Raw genomic sequence first — 15705 nt, 5'->3', positions numbered from 1 at the left:
GATCAGAGCGCTTCAGCGCCGGCGATGATCTCGATCAGTTCGGTGGTGATCTGGGCCTGGCGCTTCCGGTTGTATTGCAGGGTCAGGCTGTTGATCAGGTCGCCCGCATTGCGCGTGGCGTTGTCCATGGCGCCCATCTGGGCCCCGAAGAAGCTGGCCTGGTTCTCGTACAGGGCGGCCAGCACCTGGGTCGTGATGTTACGCGGCAGAAGCGTCTCGAGGATTTCCTCTTCCGACGGTTCGTAGTCGTACACGGCGCCGTTCAGATTGATCGGGGCGGCGTCGCCGTCGACCACGGCCGGGATCAGCTGGCGCGGGGTCGGCACCTGCGAGATCACCGACTGGAAGCGGCTGTAGAACAGGGTCACGACGTCGGCGTTGCCGGCCTCGAACTCGTCCGAGATCAGCTGGGCGATCGGCTCCGCGGCGGGCAGGCCGATGACCTTGTGGTCCGACATCTCGAACGTCTTCACCAGCTTGTCGCCGTACAGACGCGACAGGCCGTCGCGGACCTTGCGGCCCACGGCGATGATGCGGACGTCCTTGCCGGCCGCCGTCAGTTCCTTGATGCGCTCGCGCGCAGCCCGGATGACGTTGGTGTTGAAGCCGCCCGCCAGACCCTTGTCGCCGGTGGCGACGATGATCAGGTGCTTCTGGTCGCGACCGGTGCCGGCCAGCAGCTTGGGCGCGCCGTCGCCGGAGACGCCCGCCGCCAGGTTGGCGATTACGGCGGCCATCTTCTTCGCGTAGGGGCGAGCGCTTTCAGCCTGCTCCTGGGCGCGCTTCAGCTTGGCCGCGGCGACCATGTTCAGGGCTTTCGTGATCTTCTGCGTGGACTTCACGCTGTCGATCCGATTGCGCATTTCCTTGAGGCTGGCCATCCGGCGCTACTCTCGCTTCTCGGTCAGTTCAGGCTCAGGCGAAGGTCTTGGTGAAGGCTTCCAGCACCGACTTCAGCTCGGCTTCGAGCTCGGCGGTGAGGTCCTTCTTCGTGCGGATGCCTTCCAGCAGGCCGGGGTTCGCCGACTTGATGCGGGCCAGCAGCTCGCTCTCGAAGCGGCCGATGTCGCCGACGGCGATGCCGTCCAGGTAGCCGCGGGTGCCGGCGTAAACCGAGACGACCTGCTCTTCCATGGTCAGCGGCGAGTACTGGGGCTGCTTCAGCAGCTCGGTCAGGCGGGCGCCGCGGGCCAGCAGGCGCTGGGTCGAGGCGTCCAGGTCCGAGCCGAACTTCGCGAAGGCGGCCATTTCACGATACTGGGCCAGCTCGCCCTTGATGGTGCCGGCGACCTTCTTCATCGCCTTGGTCTGGGCCGAGGAGCCCACGCGCGACACCGAGATGCCGACGTTCACGGCCGGGCGGATGCCCTGGTAGAACAGGTCGGACTCGAGGAAGATCTGGCCGTCGGTGATCGAGATCACGTTGGTCGGGATGTAGGCCGACACGTCGTTGGCCTGGGTCTCGATCAGCGGCAGGGCGGTCAGCGAGCCCGAGCCGTTGTCGGCGTTCAGCTTGGCCGAGCGCTCCAGCAGGCGGCTGTGCAGGTAGAAGACGTCGCCCGGGTAGGCTTCGCGGCCCGGCGGACGGCGCAGCAGCAGGGACATCTGGCGGTAGGCCACGGCCTGCTTCGAAAGGTCGTCATAGACGATCAGGCCGTGCATGCCGTTGTCGCGGAAGAACTCGCCCATGGCGGTGCCGGCGAACGGGGCCAGGAACTGCAGCGGGGCCGGCTCCGAGGCGGTGGCGGCGACGACGATGGTGTACTCGAGGGCGCCCGACTCCTCGAGCGTCTTCACGATCTGGGCGACGGTCGAACGCTTCTGACCGATGGCCACGTAGATGCAGTACAGCTTGGCCGACTCGTCGGTCGTGGCGTTGACCGACTTCTGGTTCAGGATGGTGTCGATGGCGACGGCGGTCTTGCCGACCTGACGGTCGCCGATGATCAGCTCGCGCTGGCCGCGGCCGATCGGGATCAGGGTGTCGATGGCCTTCAGGCCGGTCTGCATCGGCTCGTGAACCGACTTGCGGGGGATGATGCCCGGAGCCTTCACGTCCACGCGGCGACGCTCGGTGAACTGGATCGGGCCCTTGCCGTCGATCGGCTCGCCCAGCGGGTTCACGACGCGGCCCAGCAGGCCCTTGCCGACCGGCACGTCCACGATCTCGCCGAGTCGGCGGACTTCATCGCCTTCGGAGATGGCGGTGTCCGCGCCGAAGATCACGGCGCCGACGTTGTCGCGCTCGAGGTTCAGGGCCATGCCCTTCACGCCGGCCTTCGGGAATTCGATCATCTCGCCGGCCTGGACGTTGTCCAGACCGTGGATGCGCGCGATGCCGTCGCCGACCGACAGCACCTGGCCGACGTCCGAAACGTCGGCTTCAACGCCGAAGTTGGCGATCTGCGACTTGAGGATGGCCGAGATTTCGGCGGCGCGGATGTCCATTTGGATCTCTCTGTCTTCGTCTTTTGGTGCGCTTGTTCAGGGCGCCGTCGTTGTCAGGCGCGCTTGAGCGCGAATTTCATCTGGTCGAGCTTGGTCTTCAGCGAGGCGTCGAACAGTTTCGAGCCCACCTTGACCTTCAGGCCGCCGAGGATCGCGGGATCCACGCGGGTGGTCAGTTCCGGATCCTTGCCCAGCGAGGTGCGGAGCGCGGAAAGAATGGTCTTCAGTTGCGCGGCGGTCAGTTCCTGCGCCGACGTCACCTCGGCGGCGACCACGCCCGTCTTCTTCGCATACAGGGCGTCGAAGCCGGCGATCACGGCCGGCAGATCGCGCGAGCGGCCGTTCTGGGCCAGCAGGCCGAGGAAATTCTTGGTCACGCCGTTGAACTTCGCCTTGTCGGCGATGGCCACCAGGCCCTTGCGCTGATCGTCGCCCGCGATGACCGGCGAGGTCGCCAGCCGGCGCAGGTCGGCGCTCTCGTTCCAGGCGGCGCGCAGCGACTTCAGGTCGGCGCGCACGGCCTCCAGCGCACCGGTCTCGTCAGCGAGGTCGAACAACGCCTGTGCATAGCGTTCGCCGACTTCCGTCGTTCTGAATTCGTCAGCCACTTATAAGGTCCGCGCGGGTTAGCGTTCGGGTTGATCGACCGGTCGCGTCCCCGCACCGATCAAAGGCCTGAAATGCTTGAAGAAAGCACGCCGGGGACGCGCCTTGCGACGCGCCCCTCGGCTCAGCCGGGCGCCTGATAGCACTCATGCCCCTTCACCGCAACCGAGGCAGCAGGACGCACCACGACTCCGGCGTAACGAGATTTGACGTGCCGTTCCTGGGCGGTGGAGCGAGAAAACGTGCCCCACGCGTTGGAAGATCGACATGACCCTTGCGCGCAGCCTCTCCGCCCTCGCCGCCCTCGTCGTCCTGGCGACCGCCCTCCCCGCCCTCGCCGGCGACCCGGCCGCCATTCGGGTGATGAGCTACAACATCCGCGTCGACGTTCCGACCGACAACCCGACCTGGACCGAGCGCAGGCCCCACATGGCTCGCCAGATCGCCTTCACCGACCCCGACCTGCTGGGCGTCCAGGAGGCCCACTCGGCCATGGTCCAGTATCTGGCGGACCAGTTGCCGGGCTGGGACCGCTATGGCGTCGGTCGCGACGACGGCGGTCCGGTCGGCGAGACCACTACCCTCTTCTGGCGCCGCGACCGCTTCGACCATCTGCGCAGCGAGACCTTCTGGTGCTCGCCGACGCCGGAGGTTCCGTCGAAGGGCTGGGATGCGGCGTATCCCCGCACGGTGACCCGCGTCGTCCTGCGCGATCGCCGCGACGGGCGGCTGCTGGACGTCCGCAACACCCATTTCGACCACGTCGGGGTCGTCGCCCGCGAACAGTGCGCCGCCCTGGTCGCCGCCATGCCGGCGGTGGAGATCGACGGCGCCCCGGCCCAGGTCATCCTGATGGGCGACTTCAACACCGGCCAGGGCACGCCGCCGTACCAGCGCATCCTCGCCACAGGCCTGCGCGACGCCCGCACGGTCAGCCCCGTGGTCTTCGGCCCGGACGGCACCTTCAACAATTTCAACCTGGCCAGCGACAACGGCGGCGTGGCGATCGACCACGTCTTCATCGGCGACGGGCTGGCGGTCGAGCGGTTCGGCGTCCTGACCGACTCCTTCGGCGGACGGGTCATCTCGGACCATTTCCCGCTCGTTGTCGACATCGTGCCCGTCCGCCCCTGAATTCCGCGCGACACCCCCTGCGACCATCGCGCCGCCCCGGGCGGATTGCCGCGCCCGCAACCGCAACGGTAGAAAGCGGGTTCAGGCCTAAGGCTTCAGGACCACAAAACGATGCTCGACAGCATAACTCCGCTTCTCACCGACCCCGCCGCGTGGGCGGCGTTGATCACTCTCGTGGTGATGGAGGTCGTGCTCGGCATCGACAATCTGATCTTCATCTCGATCCTGTCGAACAAGCTGGCCCCGGAACACCGTCAGCGCACGCGTCGCATCGGCATCGCCCTGGCCCTGATCATGCGCCTGGGCCTGCTGGCCACGATCGGCTGGATCGTGGGCCTGACGAAGCCGGTCTTCGACCTCGGCATCGCCGGCGCGGGCTGGGACACGGCCTTCAGCTGGCGTGACCTGATCCTGATCGCCGGCGGCCTGTTCCTGGTCTGGAAGGCGACGAAGGAAATCCACCACGCCGTCGACGTCACCCCGTCCCACGCCCTGCTCGAGAAGGACAAGAAGGACGTCATCATCAACAACGTCGGCGCGGCGATCATCCAGATCATCATGCTGGACCTGGTGTTCTCGATCGACTCCATCCTGACCGCCGTCGGCATGACCGATCACGTGCCGATCATGATGGTCGCCGTCATCATCGCCGTGGCCTGCATGCTCTTCGCCGCCGATCCGCTGGGCAACTTCATCGACAAGAACCCGACCGTGGTCATGCTGGCCCTCGGCTTCCTGCTGATGATCGGCATGGTGCTGATCGCCGACGGCTTCGGCGTCCACGTGCCCAAGGGCTATATCTACGCCGCCATGGCCTTCTCGGCCCTGGTCGAGGGACTGAACATGATGGGCCGCAACGCCTCGATCAAAAAAGCCGCCCTCGAGGAGGCTCGTCAGGCGCAGCTGAACAAGGCCGAGACCGCCGAGCCGGGAGTCTGACCATGCGCGTCCTGGCCGTCCTGGTCGCGCTGCTCATGGCGCCGCTTCCAGCGGCGGCGCAGTCCGTCCAGCGGCTTCCGGGCGCGGTTCAGACACCGGTCTACGGCTACGAGGTCGTGCGCGAATACCCGCACGACTCCGCCGCCTTCACCCAGGGGCTGGCGTGGCGCGACGGCGTCCTGCTGGAGAGCACCGGCCGCTATCCCTCGACTGTCCGCAAGGTGCGGCTGGAGGACGGCGCCGTGCTCCAGCGTCGCGTGCTCGACAGCGACACCTTCGGCGAGGGCCTGACCGAGATCGGCGGCCGGGCCATCACCCTCACCTGGAAACAGGGCAAGGCCTTCATCTGGAACGCCGACGACCTCTCCCCCCAGGGCGAGTTCGACTACGAGGGTGAGGGCTGGGGCCTGACCGACGACGGCCGCCGCCTGATCCTGTCGGACGGCTCGGCCATGCTGCGCTTCTTCGACCCGACCACCCTGGTCGAGACCGGCCGCGTTCCGGTGACCCTCAACGGCCGCCCGGTGAACCAGATCAACGAGCTGGAGTGGGTCGATGGCGAGGTCTTCGCCAACGTCTGGCACACCGACTACATCATCCGCATCAACCCGGAGACGGGCGTCATCACCGGCATCATCGACCTCGCCGGCCTGCTGCCCGACCGCTCCGGCATGGATCCTGATGACGACGTCCTCAACGGCATCGCCTGGGACCCCGAAGGCCGCCGCCTGTTCGTCACCGGCAAGAACTGGCCGACCCTGTTCGAGATCAGGCTGACAGGACCGCGGTAAACCCGCTCCTGCCGGGAGGCGGTCCCGGTTTCCGCTTCACGCCCGTTCCGGCTATACGCGCGCGGATGACCACACTTCTCTATGGCCGCCCGCCGGCGGTGTTCGATCCGCCCGGCGCCGCCGTCCAGACCTCGCCGCTGATTCCGGGCTCGACGCAGCTTGAGGACGTGGCCGAAGGATCGGTCGACGACGTCATGATCTACGCCCCGCCGGGCGTGCTGGAGCGTCGCTATACCCTCGCTCTGTCGCTGCGGGCGCTGAAGACCGGCGGACGGCTGGACGTCATGGCGCCCAAGGACAAGGGCGGGTCGCGGCTGAAGAAGGAGCTGGAAGCCTTCGGCCTGGAGGTCGGCGAGAGCGCCAAGGCGCACCACCGCCGCTGCGTGGTTCTAAAGCCTGAACAGATTGACGGCCTGGACGAAGCCGTTGCCGGCGGCGCGCCGCGCGTCGTGCCGGGGCTGGAGGCCTGGTCGCAGCCGGGTGTGTTCGCCTGGGACCGGGTCGACGCCGGTTCGGCCCTGCTGGCGAAGAACCTGCCGCCGATGAAGGGCAAGGGGGCTGATCTGGGTTGCGGCTACGGGGCGCTGGCCACGGTGGCGCTGCGCTCGCCCGCCGTCACCGCCCTGCGTCTGATCGACCTGGACCGCCGGGCGATCGAGGCGGCGAAGAAGAACGTCGTCGATCCGCGCGTCACCTTCGAATGGGCCGACGTGCGCACGGCGCCGACCGAAGGCGACCTCGATTTCATCGTCACCAATCCGCCCTTCCACGACGGCGGCGCCGAGGACAAACGGCTGGGCCAGAACTTCATCCGCCAGGCCGCCGGCATGCTGAAGAAGGGCGGGGTCATGTGGCTGGTCGCCAACCGGCACCTGCCCTACGAGGCCGAGCTGAACGAGGCCTTCAAACGCATGCGCATGGTCGCCGACGCCGGCGGCTACAAGCTGTTCGAGGCGGTGAAGTAGGTGGCGAAGGTTCCGACCAGCCGTGTCGACAAACTGCTGGGCTCGCTGGGCTACGGCTCGCGCGCCGAGATGGCGCGGATGGGCAAGGCCGGCGGCATCGTCCTGGACGGCGTCGACATCACCGACGTGTCGAAACGCATCCCGGTGACGCCCGACCTGCCCGCGCGCATGGAGATCGACGGCGAGCCGCTGGACCCGCCGCACGGCGTCGTCATCCTGCTGCACAAGCCGCTGGGCATGACCTGTTCGCACAAGGAGGACGGGGCGCTGGTCTATGACGTCCTGCCTGGCCGCTGGCGCCGTCGCGATCCGGCCATCTCGACCATCGGGCGGCTGGACAAGGAAACGTCCGGCCTGCTGCTGATGACCGACGACGGCGACCTGCTGCACCGCGTGATCAGTCCGAAGAAGCTGGTGGCCAAGGTGTATCGCGCGCAGCTGGCGCGACCGCTGAACGGTACGGAAGCCGCCCTGTTCGCCTCGGGCGAGCTGCTGCTGGAGAACGATGACCGGCCGCTGAAACCGGCGCTGCTGGAGGTGCTGTCGCCGACCGAGGCGCGGGTGTCCGTGACCGAGGGCCGCTATCACATGGTGCGCCGCATGTTCGCGGCGGTGGGCAACCACGTCGAGTCGCTGCATCGCGAGCGGCTGGGGGGCCTCATGCTGCCGGACGACCTGCCAGCGGGCGAATGGCGGTTGCTGGACCAGGCCGAGATCGACTCCATCTTCACCTGACGTCGTGTGGGGCGGAACCGCCCCAGCTCCCGACCGCTAAGGCTCCGCTTCAACGGAGCGGACATGAGCGGCGCCACCATCAAGCGGGATTTGAGAACGGGACGTTCGCCGTGGGCGGACAGTCCGGGCCTCGGCGTGCCTGTGCGGCCGCTGCGGGAGGCGATCGCGGTCGACGTGGCCGTGGTCGGGGCCGGGATCAGCGGGGCCTTCATGGCCCATGAGTTGTCGCGTGATCATTCGGTGGCGGTGCTGGATCGACGGCCGCCGCTGATGGGCTCGACCATCGCCTCGACCGCCCTGCTGCAGTGGGAGGTGGACCTGCCGCTGACGGCGCTGGCGGAGCGGATCGGCACGGCGAAGGCACGGCGGGCGTATCTGCGCTCGCGCCGGGCGGTGGACGATCTGAAGCGGGTGGTGGCGGAAGAGGCCATCCGCTGCGGCTGCCACGACAAGGCGACCCTGTATCTGGCCGGAGACGCCTACGGCCATCGCGCGCTGGAAGCCGAGGCCGAGGCGCGGGCGGCGATCGGACTGGAGAGCGAATACGTCGGTCCGGCGGCGCTGCGCGAGCGGTTCGGCATCGACCGCACCGGGGCGATCCTCAGCCAGGGCTCGGCCAGCGGCGATCCGGCGCGGCTGGCGGCCGGACTGTTGCGCCGGGCGGATGCGGCCGGAGCCAGGGTGTATTCGCCGGTCGAGGTGATGGAGGCGGTGAGCGACCCGGAAGGCGTCACCCTGCTGACCGACGCCGGGCATGCCGTGCGGGCGAAGAGCGTGGTGTTCTGCTGCGGCTATGAGTTTCCGAAGGGCGTGCCGACGCCGGGGGCGACGGTGATCTCGACCTGGGCGATGGCGTCAAAGCCGCGGCAACCCTGCCCCGCCTGGCTGCGCGACACCCTGGTCTGGGAGGCGTCGAATCCCTACCTGTATCTGCGCATGAGCGGCGACGGGCGGCTGATCGTCGGCGGCGAGGACGAGCCGTCGCCCACGGCCCACGCCGACAAGGCGAAGCTGAAGCGCAAATGCGCGGCCATCGCCCGCAAGCTGAAGGTCCTGCTGCCCGGAGTCGAGTTCGACATCGACTACAGCTGGGCCGGCGCCTTCGGGGAGAGCGCCACAGGGTTGCCGTCGATCGGTCCGGTGCCCGGGATGGATCATGCCTGGGCGGTGATGGGGTTCGGCGGCAACGGCATCACCTATTCGGTCATCGCCAGCCAGGTGGTGTCGGCGGCGCTGCGTGGGCGGCCCGATGCGGACGCCGACCTGTACCGGCCTTGACCGCGACGGTGCGGCGGGGGCACCTGCGGCCATGGCCCTGGCGAAGATCTGCGGACTGACCACGCCCGAAACGCTCGACGCGGCGCTCGCCGGCGGCGCGGCCTTCGTCGGCGCGGTGGTGTTCCCGAAGAGCCCGCGCCACATCGAACCGCTGCACGCGGCGACCCTGTTCGAGCGGGTACGGGGCCAAGGACCTGGCAAGGCGAAGATCGTCGCGGTGACGGTCGACGCCGACGACGCCCTGCTGACCGAAATCGCCCTGATCCTGAAGCCGGACCTGATCCAGCTGCACGGGTCGGAGACGCCGGAGCGGGCGGCGCAGGTGAGGACCCTGACCGGCGCGGGCGTGATCCGCGCGCTGTCGGTGTGCACGGCCGCCGATATCGATGCGGCGGGCGTGTGGGAGCCCGTGGTCGATCATCTGATGTTCGACGCGAAACCGCCCGAGGGCTCGGCCCTGCCCGGCGGGGTCGGCGCCTCGTTCGACTGGACGCTGCTGGCGGGGCGGTCGTTCGCGAAGCTTTGGTTCCTCGCCGGGGGGCTGGACCCGGCCAATGTCGGCGAGGCGGTGCGGGTGACGGGCGCGCCGCTGGTCGACGTGTCCTCTGGCGTGGAAAGCGCGCCGGGTGTTAAGGACCCGGCCCTGATCGCGGCGTTTCTGGAGAGCGTCCGGTCAACCTGATTCCGCCGCTTCCCCCGCGCGAGATTGCCCGTGACCGCCATCCTTCCGAACACCTACGCCTACCCCGACGAAGAGGGTCGCTTCGGCCCCTACGGCGGACGGTTCGTCGCCGAAACGTTGATGCCGCTGATCCACGAGCTGAATGCGGCCTATGAGGCGGCGAAGGCGGATCCGTCGTTCCAGGCCGAGCTGGACGGCTTCCTGACCGACTATGTCGGCCGGCCCAGCCCGATGTATTTCGCCGAGCGGCTAACCGAGCACCACGGCGGGGCGGACATCTGGTTCAAGCGCGACGAGCTGAACCACACCGGCGCCCACAAGGTGAACAACTGCATGGGCCAGATCCTGCTGGCCATGCGCATGGGCAAGACGCGGATCATCGCTGAGACCGGCGCCGGCCAGCACGGCGTGGCGACGGCGACGGTGTGCGCGCGCTTCGGCCTGCCCTGCGTCGTCTACATGGGCGCCGCGGATGTGGAGCGGCAGTCGCCCAACGTGTTCCGCATGAAGCTGTTGGGCGCGGAGGTGATCCCCGTCACCTCGGGCCGCGGCACGCTCAAGGACGCTATGAACGAGGCGATGCGCGACTGGGTGACCAATGTCGCGGACACCTACTATCTGATCGGCACGGCGGCCGGGCCGCACCCCTATCCGGCCATGGTGCGCGACTTCCAGAGCGTGATCGGGCGCGAGGTGCGGGCCTCGATGCTGGCGCGGCGGGAGAAGCTGCCGGACGCCTGCGTGGCGGCGATCGGCGGCGGGTCGAACGCCATCGGCCTGTTCCATCCCTTCATCGAGGACGCGGGCGTGCGCCTGATCGGCGTCGAGGCCGCGGGCCGCGGGCTGGACGGGCCGGATCATGCGGCCTCGATCCAGGGCGGACGGCCGGGGGTGCTGCACGGCAACCGGACCTATCTGCTGCAGGACGAGGACGGGCAGATCCTCGAGGGGCATTCGATCTCGGCCGGGCTGGACTATCCCGGCATCGGGCCGGAGCACGCCTGGCTGAAGGACATCGGCCGCGCCGAATACCGCGCCGCCACCGACGTCGAGGCGCTGGAGGCGTTCCAGCTGTGCTCGAAGCTGGAGGGCATCATCCCGGCGCTGGAGCCCAGCCATGCACTGGCCCGCGTGGGCGAGATCGCCCGCGAGGTCGGCAAGGGTGGCGACGTGGTGCTGAACATGTGCGGGCGCGGCGACAAGGACATCTTCGCCGTGGCGACGCATCTGGGCGTCGAGCTCTAGAGGCGGTTTCCGCAAAGGCGCCTTTATCCCGGCCACTTGCTTGTGCTGAATGCGGTCGACGCGGCGGCCAGGCGTTTCCCGGGCGGCGCACATCATCATCGAGCCTGGAGCTCCCAAGTCCTATGAAGACCCTCCTTCTGGCCGCCGCGGCGGTTCTTTTCGCGGCCCCGGCCATGGCCCAGACCCAGGCCTCGACGACCGACACGGTCTCGGCCGACGCCCTGATCCTGCCGGGCGCGACGGCGGCGCCGGATTGCGGCGGTCTGTACGGCATGGCTGGACGCGCCTTCTGCGTCAGCGCCCCGCTGACCTCGATCGGGGCCCTGGCCGACGCTTATGTGGCCGACCTGCAGGGCAAGGGCTGGATCCCGGCCGACGGCGACGACAACATCGTCATCTTCGTGCGCCGCCGTGACGCGGGCGGCTGCGACGGCCTGCAGATGATGGCCTTCTACGACACCACCAAGCCGACCGACGATCCGGCCGCCCTCGGCTATCTCGGCTTCGGCGCCATTCGCGGCGACGTCTGCGCCGCCCCGGAAGCCCAGCCGGCGGCGCCCGCGCCCCAGCAATGACCACCACCCGCATCGACGCCCGTTTCGCCGCCCTGAAGGCGGAGGGACGGGCCGGCTTCGTCGCTTACGTCATGGCCGGCGACCCTACGCGCGACCAGGCGCTGGAGATCCTGCGCGGCCTGCCGGCGGCGGGGGCGGACATCATCGAACTGGGCTTCCCGTTCTCGGACCCGATGGCCGAGGGCCCGCCGATCCAGCGCGCGGCGCTGCGCGGGCTGAAGGCGGGGCTGACGCTGAAGGGCACGCTGGCGCTGGCCGCCGCCTTCCGCGAGGGCGACGCCGACACGCCGGTGATCCTGATGGGCTATCTCAACCCCATCGAGAGCTACGGCCATGAGGCCTTCGCCCGCGAGGCGGCCGCCAGCGGCGTGGACGGAGTGATCGTGGTCGACTGCCCGCCGGAAGAGGCCGGGCCGCTGACGGACGCGCTGGACGCCGCGCAGGTGTCGCTGATCCGTCTGGCCACGCCGACCTCGGACGACGACCGGCTGCAGATCATCGCCGAACGCACCTCGGGCTTCGTCTACTACGTGTCCGTGGCCGGGGTGACCGGCGTGAAGGAAGCCCAGGCCGGATCGGTCGCGCCTGCGGTCGAGCGCGTGCGCAACGCGTCGGGCCTGCCAGTCGCGGTCGGTTTCGGGGTCAAGACGCCCGAACGCGCCGCAGAGATCGCCCGCGTCGCCGATGCGGTGGTCGCGGGCTCCGTGCTGGTCGACGAGGTCGCCGCCGCCCTTGAGGCGAACGAACCGGCCCCCGCCCGCGTTCTGGCGAAGGTCCGCAGCCTGGCCGACGCCGTCCGCGGCGCGCGCGTCGGCGCAGCGGCCCTGTCCTGACGTAAACTTCCACACTTGCGAAGCTTCGCATCGCGTCCGAAAATGTTCTAAGGACCGCCCATGGTCGACAAGAACAAACCTCAGGCTGAGAAGCGCGGCGGCTGGCTGTCCCGCTTCGCCCCCGGCGTGCGCAAGATCGTCAGCCGGCGCGACACCCCGGACAATCTGTGGGTCAAGGACCCCGATACGGGCGAGATGCTGTACCGCTCGGACCTAGAGGCGGCCCTGTGGGTCACCCCGACCGGCCGGCACATGCGCATCGACGCGCCGACGCGCCTGCGCGTCACCTTCGACGGCGGCGCGTTCGAACCCATCGACACGCCCGAGGTCCCCGAGGACCCGCTGAAGTTCTCTGACGGCAAGCCGTACAAGGATCGCCTGAACGCCGCCCGCAAGGCCGCCGGCCGCAAGGACACCATGGCCATCGGCTTCGGCGAGATCGGCGGCGTCGAGGCCGTGGTCATCGTCCAGGACTTCACCTTCATGGGCGGCTCGCTGGGCATGGCCGCGGGCGAGGCCTTCATCGCCGCCGCCCACGCCGCCATCGCGCGCAAGGTCCCGCTGGTCTGCTACACCGCCGCCGGCGGCGCCCGCATGCAGGAAGGCGCGCTGAGCCTGATGCAGATGGCCCGCACGACGCTGGCTATCCAGGAACTGAAAGCCACCCAGTTGCCCTTCGTCGTGGTCCTGACCGACCCGACCACCGGCGGCGTCACCGCCAGCTACGCCATGCTGGGCGACGTCCACCTGGCCGAACCGGGCGCCCTGATCGGCTTCGCCGGCCCCCGCGTCATCGAGGCGACGATCCGCGAAAAACTGCCGCCGGGCTTCCAGCGCGCCGAGTACCTGCAGGAGAAGGGCATGGTCGACAAGGTCGTCAGCCGTCCCGACCTGCCGCGCGTCCTCGGCCAGGTCCTGTCAATGTTGATGGGTGGGAAGCGCCGGGCCGCCTGATCTTCAACCGCTCATCCCGGCGAATGCCGGGACCCAGATTGAAGAACTCGCATTCGACTGCTTGAACACCCGTGGGCAATGCGCTCCAGGGAGTCCTCGCATCTGGGTCCCGGCATTCGCCGGGATGAGCGGAGTTTTGTTTTGGATCCGATCCAGGAACGTCTGCGGGCGCGGCATCCGCAGCGCATCGACCTGTCGCTGGACCGCATGCGCGTGCTGTGCGCCGCCCTGGGCGATCCGCAACACCGCCTGCCGCCGGTGATCCATGTCGCCGGCACCAACGGCAAGGGCTCGACCGTCGCCTTCCTGCGCGCCATCGCCGAGGCGGCGGGTCTGCGCGTCCACGCCTACACCTCGCCGCACCTGGTCCGCTTCAACGAGCGCATCCGGCTGGCGGGCGAACTGATCACGGACGACCAGCTGAACGCCATCCTCGACCGGATCGAGACGGTCGGGACCGAGGCCACGGTGTTCGAGAGCACCACGGCCGCCGCCTTCCTCGCGATGAGCGAGACGCCCGCCGACCTGGCCATCATCGAGGTCGGCCTGGGCGGCGTGCTGGACGCGACCAACGTCATCGAGCGGCCGCTGCTGAGCGTCATCACGCCGGTCGACCTGGACCACGCGGAGTTCCTCGGCACGTCCCTGCGCGGGGTCGCCGTCGAGAAAGCAGGTATTCTCAAGCCCGGCGCGCGCGGCCTGATCGCGCGCCAGTCCGTCGAGGCCATGGATGCGATCGACGTCGCCGCCCTCGCCGTGGGGGCGCCGCTGACGGTCATGGGCGTGGATTTCGACGCCTGGGCCGAGCGCGGCGGCCTGGCCTTCCAGGATCAGGAACGCTTCCTCGACCTCCCCGCCCCCGCCCTGTCGGGGCCGCACCAGATCGCCAACGCCGGGCTGGCGGTCGCCGCGGCGCTTGAGCTGGACCTGTCGGAAAGCGCCATCGCGACCGGGATCAGGGCCGCGCGCTGGCCGGCTCGCATGCAGCGCCTGACCGCAGGGCCGTACGCCGAAACGGCGAAGGCGGCGGATGCCGAGCTATGGCTGGACGGGGGTCATAATCCGCACGCCGCGCGGGCGCTGGCGCAGACCCTGGCGGAGCGACAGGCGAAGGCCCCGCGGCCGACCGCCCTGATCGTCGGCATGCTGGCCAACAAGGACGCCGGCGGCTTCTTCGAGGCGTTGAAGGACTCCGACGCCGCGGTCTTCACCGTCGGCTTCGAGGGCGCGGCGGCCGAGCCGGAAGCCCTGGCGGCGGTGGCGCGCGGTCACGGGCTGGGGGCGCAGGCCTCCACCGGGGTCGCAAACGCACTGACGCACGCCCTGCGGCTGGGCGCGGGGCGTGTCGTCATTTGCGGGTCGCTGTATCTGGCCGGCGAGGTCCTGGGCGCGAGCCGCGAGACCTGGCCGGACTGATCGTCAGCCGACGTCCGGGGTCCGGACGCGCTGGCTGTCGCGCATGAAGTCGCGGGTCGCCTGGTCCTGCACGCCCTGACGCGGCACGTTGCGGCAGACGCGGGTGCGGCGGTTCGAGCCGACCACGGTTTCGAAGCGGCAAACCTGACGGGTTTCGGTCGCCGGAGCGGCCGGAGCGGCCTCGACCGGCGCCTGTTGCGGCGCAGCTTGTACGGGGGCCGAGCCCATGGCGAGCGCGGCAAGCGAAATCAACAGCATTTCGGGTCTGACCAAACGAGAGAATAAGCGGGAGGCCCGCAGCCTAACCGTTGATCACCGAAAATGGCAAGCGGAGCCCGTTCAGCCGACGTCGGGGGTGCGTACGCGCTGGTTGGAGCGCATGAAGTCCCGGGTCTGCTGATCCTGGAACTCGGTCCCGGCCGCCGGCACGTCGCGGCAGACGCGCTGCTGCATGTTGGAGCCGGTGGCGCGCTGGAGGCGGCAAACGCGGCGCGTCGGCACGGCGCCTTCGGCCGCGGCGTCGCGGCGTGCATCCGGCGCGGGCGCCGTGGTGATGACGGAAACCGCCTGACCGCCGTCAAACGAGAGGGCGGCGGCGAACAGGGCGATGGTCAGCATCGGAGCCTCCTGGGCCTTGGTGAAGGCTCAGAAGAACACCGATCGCCCTGTCACGCAAATCACGGTTGTCTCAGGCGACGTTCTGGCTGATGCCTGCCTCGGCCAGCCACTCGACGATCTTGCCCTTGGGCATGGCGCCGACCTTCATCGACGCCATCTGGCCATCCTTGAACAGCATCAGGGTCGGAATGCCCTTCACGCCGAGGCGCGAGGGGACCATGGGGCTGTCGTCAATGTTGACCTTGGCGATCGTCACCTGGCCGGCCAGCTCTTCGGCGATCTGCTCCAGCGCCGGGCCGATCTGTTTGCAGGGGCCGCACCATTCGGCCCAGAAATCGACCAGCACAGGCTGGGACGCCTTCAGGACGTCGGATTCGAAGCTGTCGTCGGTGACCTTGACGGTGGCCATGTATGTTCTCCGTTACGACGGCGGCCGGAGCCGTCCGCGCGCTTGACCAGGAGCCGGCATCCTGAGGTGATTCCGGC

General features: G+C 69.0%; 18 protein-coding genes. 12 read left to right on the top strand and 6 right to left on the bottom strand.

Translation table 11 applies throughout. The annotated features are described in order from the left end of the window. Positions 1-2 precede the first annotated feature (2 nt). From GGR12_RS02425 to GGR12_RS02415, 3 genes are read right to left on the bottom strand one after another with little or no spacing between them, the layout of a single operon-like run. On the bottom strand, positions 3-881 hold the full coding sequence (locus GGR12_RS02425) for a F0F1 ATP synthase subunit gamma (protein WP_183202505.1): 879 nt from the start codon (positions 879-881) through the stop codon (positions 3-5). Between the two features lie 34 nt (positions 882-915). Further along, the gene (atpA, locus tag GGR12_RS02420) at positions 916-2448 is read right to left on the bottom strand and encodes a F0F1 ATP synthase subunit alpha (protein WP_183202503.1); all 1533 of its coding nucleotides are present in this window, start codon (positions 2446-2448) and stop codon (positions 916-918) included. Between the two features lie 53 nt (positions 2449-2501). Then, positions 2502-3056, bottom strand: a complete 555-nt coding sequence (locus GGR12_RS02415) for a F0F1 ATP synthase subunit delta (RefSeq protein WP_183202502.1) — start codon at positions 3054-3056, stop codon at positions 2502-2504. A gap of 265 nt (positions 3057-3321) precedes the next feature. Here GGR12_RS02415 and GGR12_RS02410 point away from each other — a divergent pair, with 265 nt between their 5' ends. The 12 genes from GGR12_RS02410 (at position 3322) to GGR12_RS02355 (ending at position 14601) form a co-directional block, all read left to right on the top strand. Beyond that, positions 3322-4188, top strand: coding sequence for an endonuclease/exonuclease/phosphatase family protein (locus GGR12_RS02410; protein WP_183202500.1), 867 nt, complete (start codon positions 3322-3324; stop codon positions 4186-4188). 111 nt (positions 4189-4299) lie between these two features. Continuing rightward, positions 4300-5127, top strand: coding sequence for a TerC family protein (locus GGR12_RS02405; RefSeq protein ID WP_183202498.1), 828 nt, complete (start codon positions 4300-4302; stop codon positions 5125-5127). 2 nt (positions 5128-5129) lie between these two features. Beyond that, positions 5130-5918, top strand: a complete 789-nt coding sequence (locus GGR12_RS02400) for a glutaminyl-peptide cyclotransferase (RefSeq protein WP_183202496.1) — start codon at positions 5130-5132, stop codon at positions 5916-5918. A 65-nt stretch (positions 5919-5983) separates the two neighbouring features. Continuing rightward, positions 5984-6883 carry a class I SAM-dependent methyltransferase gene (locus GGR12_RS02395; RefSeq protein WP_183202494.1) on the top strand — a complete coding sequence of 300 codons (900 nt, stop codon included), beginning with the start codon at positions 5984-5986 and terminating at the stop codon, positions 6881-6883. Continuing rightward, a complete protein-coding gene (locus GGR12_RS02390; protein ID WP_183202492.1) occupies positions 6884-7618 on the top strand; it encodes a pseudouridine synthase in 735 nt (244 codons plus the stop codon). Positions 7619-7681: 63 nt separating this feature from the next. Further along, positions 7682-8896, top strand: coding sequence for an NAD(P)/FAD-dependent oxidoreductase (locus GGR12_RS02385; protein WP_183202491.1), 1215 nt, complete (start codon positions 7682-7684; stop codon positions 8894-8896). Positions 8897-8927: 31 nt separating this feature from the next. After that, a complete protein-coding gene (locus tag GGR12_RS02380; protein ID WP_183202489.1) occupies positions 8928-9578 on the top strand; it encodes a phosphoribosylanthranilate isomerase in 651 nt (216 codons plus the stop codon). Between the two features lie 30 nt (positions 9579-9608). After that, positions 9609-10823, top strand: coding sequence for a tryptophan synthase subunit beta (gene trpB, locus GGR12_RS02375; protein WP_183202487.1), 1215 nt, complete (start codon positions 9609-9611; stop codon positions 10821-10823). 122 nt (positions 10824-10945) lie between these two features. Continuing rightward, positions 10946-11398: a hypothetical protein gene (locus tag GGR12_RS02370; protein ID WP_183202485.1), complete on the top strand. Its 453-nt coding sequence runs from the start codon at positions 10946-10948 to the stop codon at positions 11396-11398. Beyond that, entirely contained in the window at positions 11395-12231 is an 837-nt protein-coding gene (gene trpA / locus GGR12_RS02365) for a tryptophan synthase subunit alpha (protein ID WP_183202482.1), read from the top strand. Before GGR12_RS02370 ends, trpA begins: the two co-directional genes overlap by 4 nt. 60 nt (positions 12232-12291) lie before the next feature. Continuing rightward, the gene (locus GGR12_RS02360; RefSeq protein WP_183202480.1) at positions 12292-13185 is read left to right on the top strand and encodes an acetyl-CoA carboxylase carboxyltransferase subunit beta; all 894 of its coding nucleotides are present in this window, start codon (positions 12292-12294) and stop codon (positions 13183-13185) included. Positions 13186-13326: 141 nt separating this feature from the next. Beyond that, positions 13327-14601: a bifunctional folylpolyglutamate synthase/dihydrofolate synthase gene (locus GGR12_RS02355; protein WP_183202478.1), complete on the top strand. Its 1275-nt coding sequence runs from the start codon at positions 13327-13329 to the stop codon at positions 14599-14601. 3 nt (positions 14602-14604) lie between these two features. Here the strand turns inward: GGR12_RS02355 and GGR12_RS02350 are convergent, their stop codons facing one another. The 3 genes from GGR12_RS02350 to trxA form a co-directional block, all read right to left on the bottom strand. Beyond that, positions 14605-14859: a hypothetical protein gene (locus GGR12_RS02350; protein WP_183202476.1), complete on the bottom strand. Its 255-nt coding sequence runs from the start codon at positions 14857-14859 to the stop codon at positions 14605-14607. An 81-nt stretch (positions 14860-14940) separates the two neighbouring features. Then, positions 14941-15219 carry a hypothetical protein gene (locus tag GGR12_RS02345; RefSeq protein ID WP_183202474.1) on the bottom strand — a complete coding sequence of 93 codons (279 nt, stop codon included), beginning with the start codon at positions 15217-15219 and terminating at the stop codon, positions 14941-14943. Between the two features lie 70 nt (positions 15220-15289). Next, positions 15290-15628 carry a thioredoxin gene (trxA, locus tag GGR12_RS02340; protein WP_183202471.1) on the bottom strand — a complete coding sequence of 113 codons (339 nt, stop codon included), beginning with the start codon at positions 15626-15628 and terminating at the stop codon, positions 15290-15292. Positions 15629-15705: the final 77 nt, after the last annotated feature.

This window comes from Brevundimonas lenta (assembly GCF_014196335.1).
GTDB lineage: Bacteria > Pseudomonadota > Alphaproteobacteria > Caulobacterales > Caulobacteraceae > Brevundimonas > Brevundimonas lenta.
This window is presented reverse-complemented; position numbering and strand designations above follow the sequence as displayed.

Coding starts and splice junctions, on each gene's coding strand:
- GGR12_RS02350 (WP_183202476.1), bottom strand. CDS start 14,859: ATGCTGTTGATTTCGCTTGCCGCGCTCGCCATGGGCTCGGCCCCCGTA.
- GGR12_RS02405 (WP_183202498.1), top strand. CDS start 4,300: ATGCTCGACAGCATAACTCCGCTTCTCACCGACCCCGCCGCGTGGGCG.
- GGR12_RS02410 (WP_183202500.1), top strand. CDS start 3,322: ATGACCCTTGCGCGCAGCCTCTCCGCCCTCGCCGCCCTCGTCGTCCTG.
- GGR12_RS02380 (WP_183202489.1), top strand. CDS start 8,928: ATGGCCCTGGCGAAGATCTGCGGACTGACCACGCCCGAAACGCTCGAC.
- GGR12_RS02360 (WP_183202480.1), top strand. CDS start 12,292: ATGGTCGACAAGAACAAACCTCAGGCTGAGAAGCGCGGCGGCTGGCTG.
- GGR12_RS02400 (WP_183202496.1), top strand. CDS start 5,130: ATGCGCGTCCTGGCCGTCCTGGTCGCGCTGCTCATGGCGCCGCTTCCA.
- trpA (WP_183202482.1), top strand. CDS start 11,395: ATGACCACCACCCGCATCGACGCCCGTTTCGCCGCCCTGAAGGCGGAG.
- GGR12_RS02370 (WP_183202485.1), top strand. CDS start 10,946: ATGAAGACCCTCCTTCTGGCCGCCGCGGCGGTTCTTTTCGCGGCCCCG.
- trxA (WP_183202471.1), bottom strand. CDS start 15,628: ATGGCCACCGTCAAGGTCACCGACGACAGCTTCGAATCCGACGTCCTG.
- GGR12_RS02395 (WP_183202494.1), top strand. CDS start 5,984: ATGACCACACTTCTCTATGGCCGCCCGCCGGCGGTGTTCGATCCGCCC.
- atpA (WP_183202503.1), bottom strand. CDS start 2,448: ATGGACATCCGCGCCGCCGAAATCTCGGCCATCCTCAAGTCGCAGATC.
- GGR12_RS02385 (WP_183202491.1), top strand. CDS start 7,682: ATGAGCGGCGCCACCATCAAGCGGGATTTGAGAACGGGACGTTCGCCG.
- GGR12_RS02425 (WP_183202505.1), bottom strand. CDS start 881: ATGGCCAGCCTCAAGGAAATGCGCAATCGGATCGACAGCGTGAAGTCC.
- GGR12_RS02345 (WP_183202474.1), bottom strand. CDS start 15,219: ATGCTGACCATCGCCCTGTTCGCCGCCGCCCTCTCGTTTGACGGCGGT.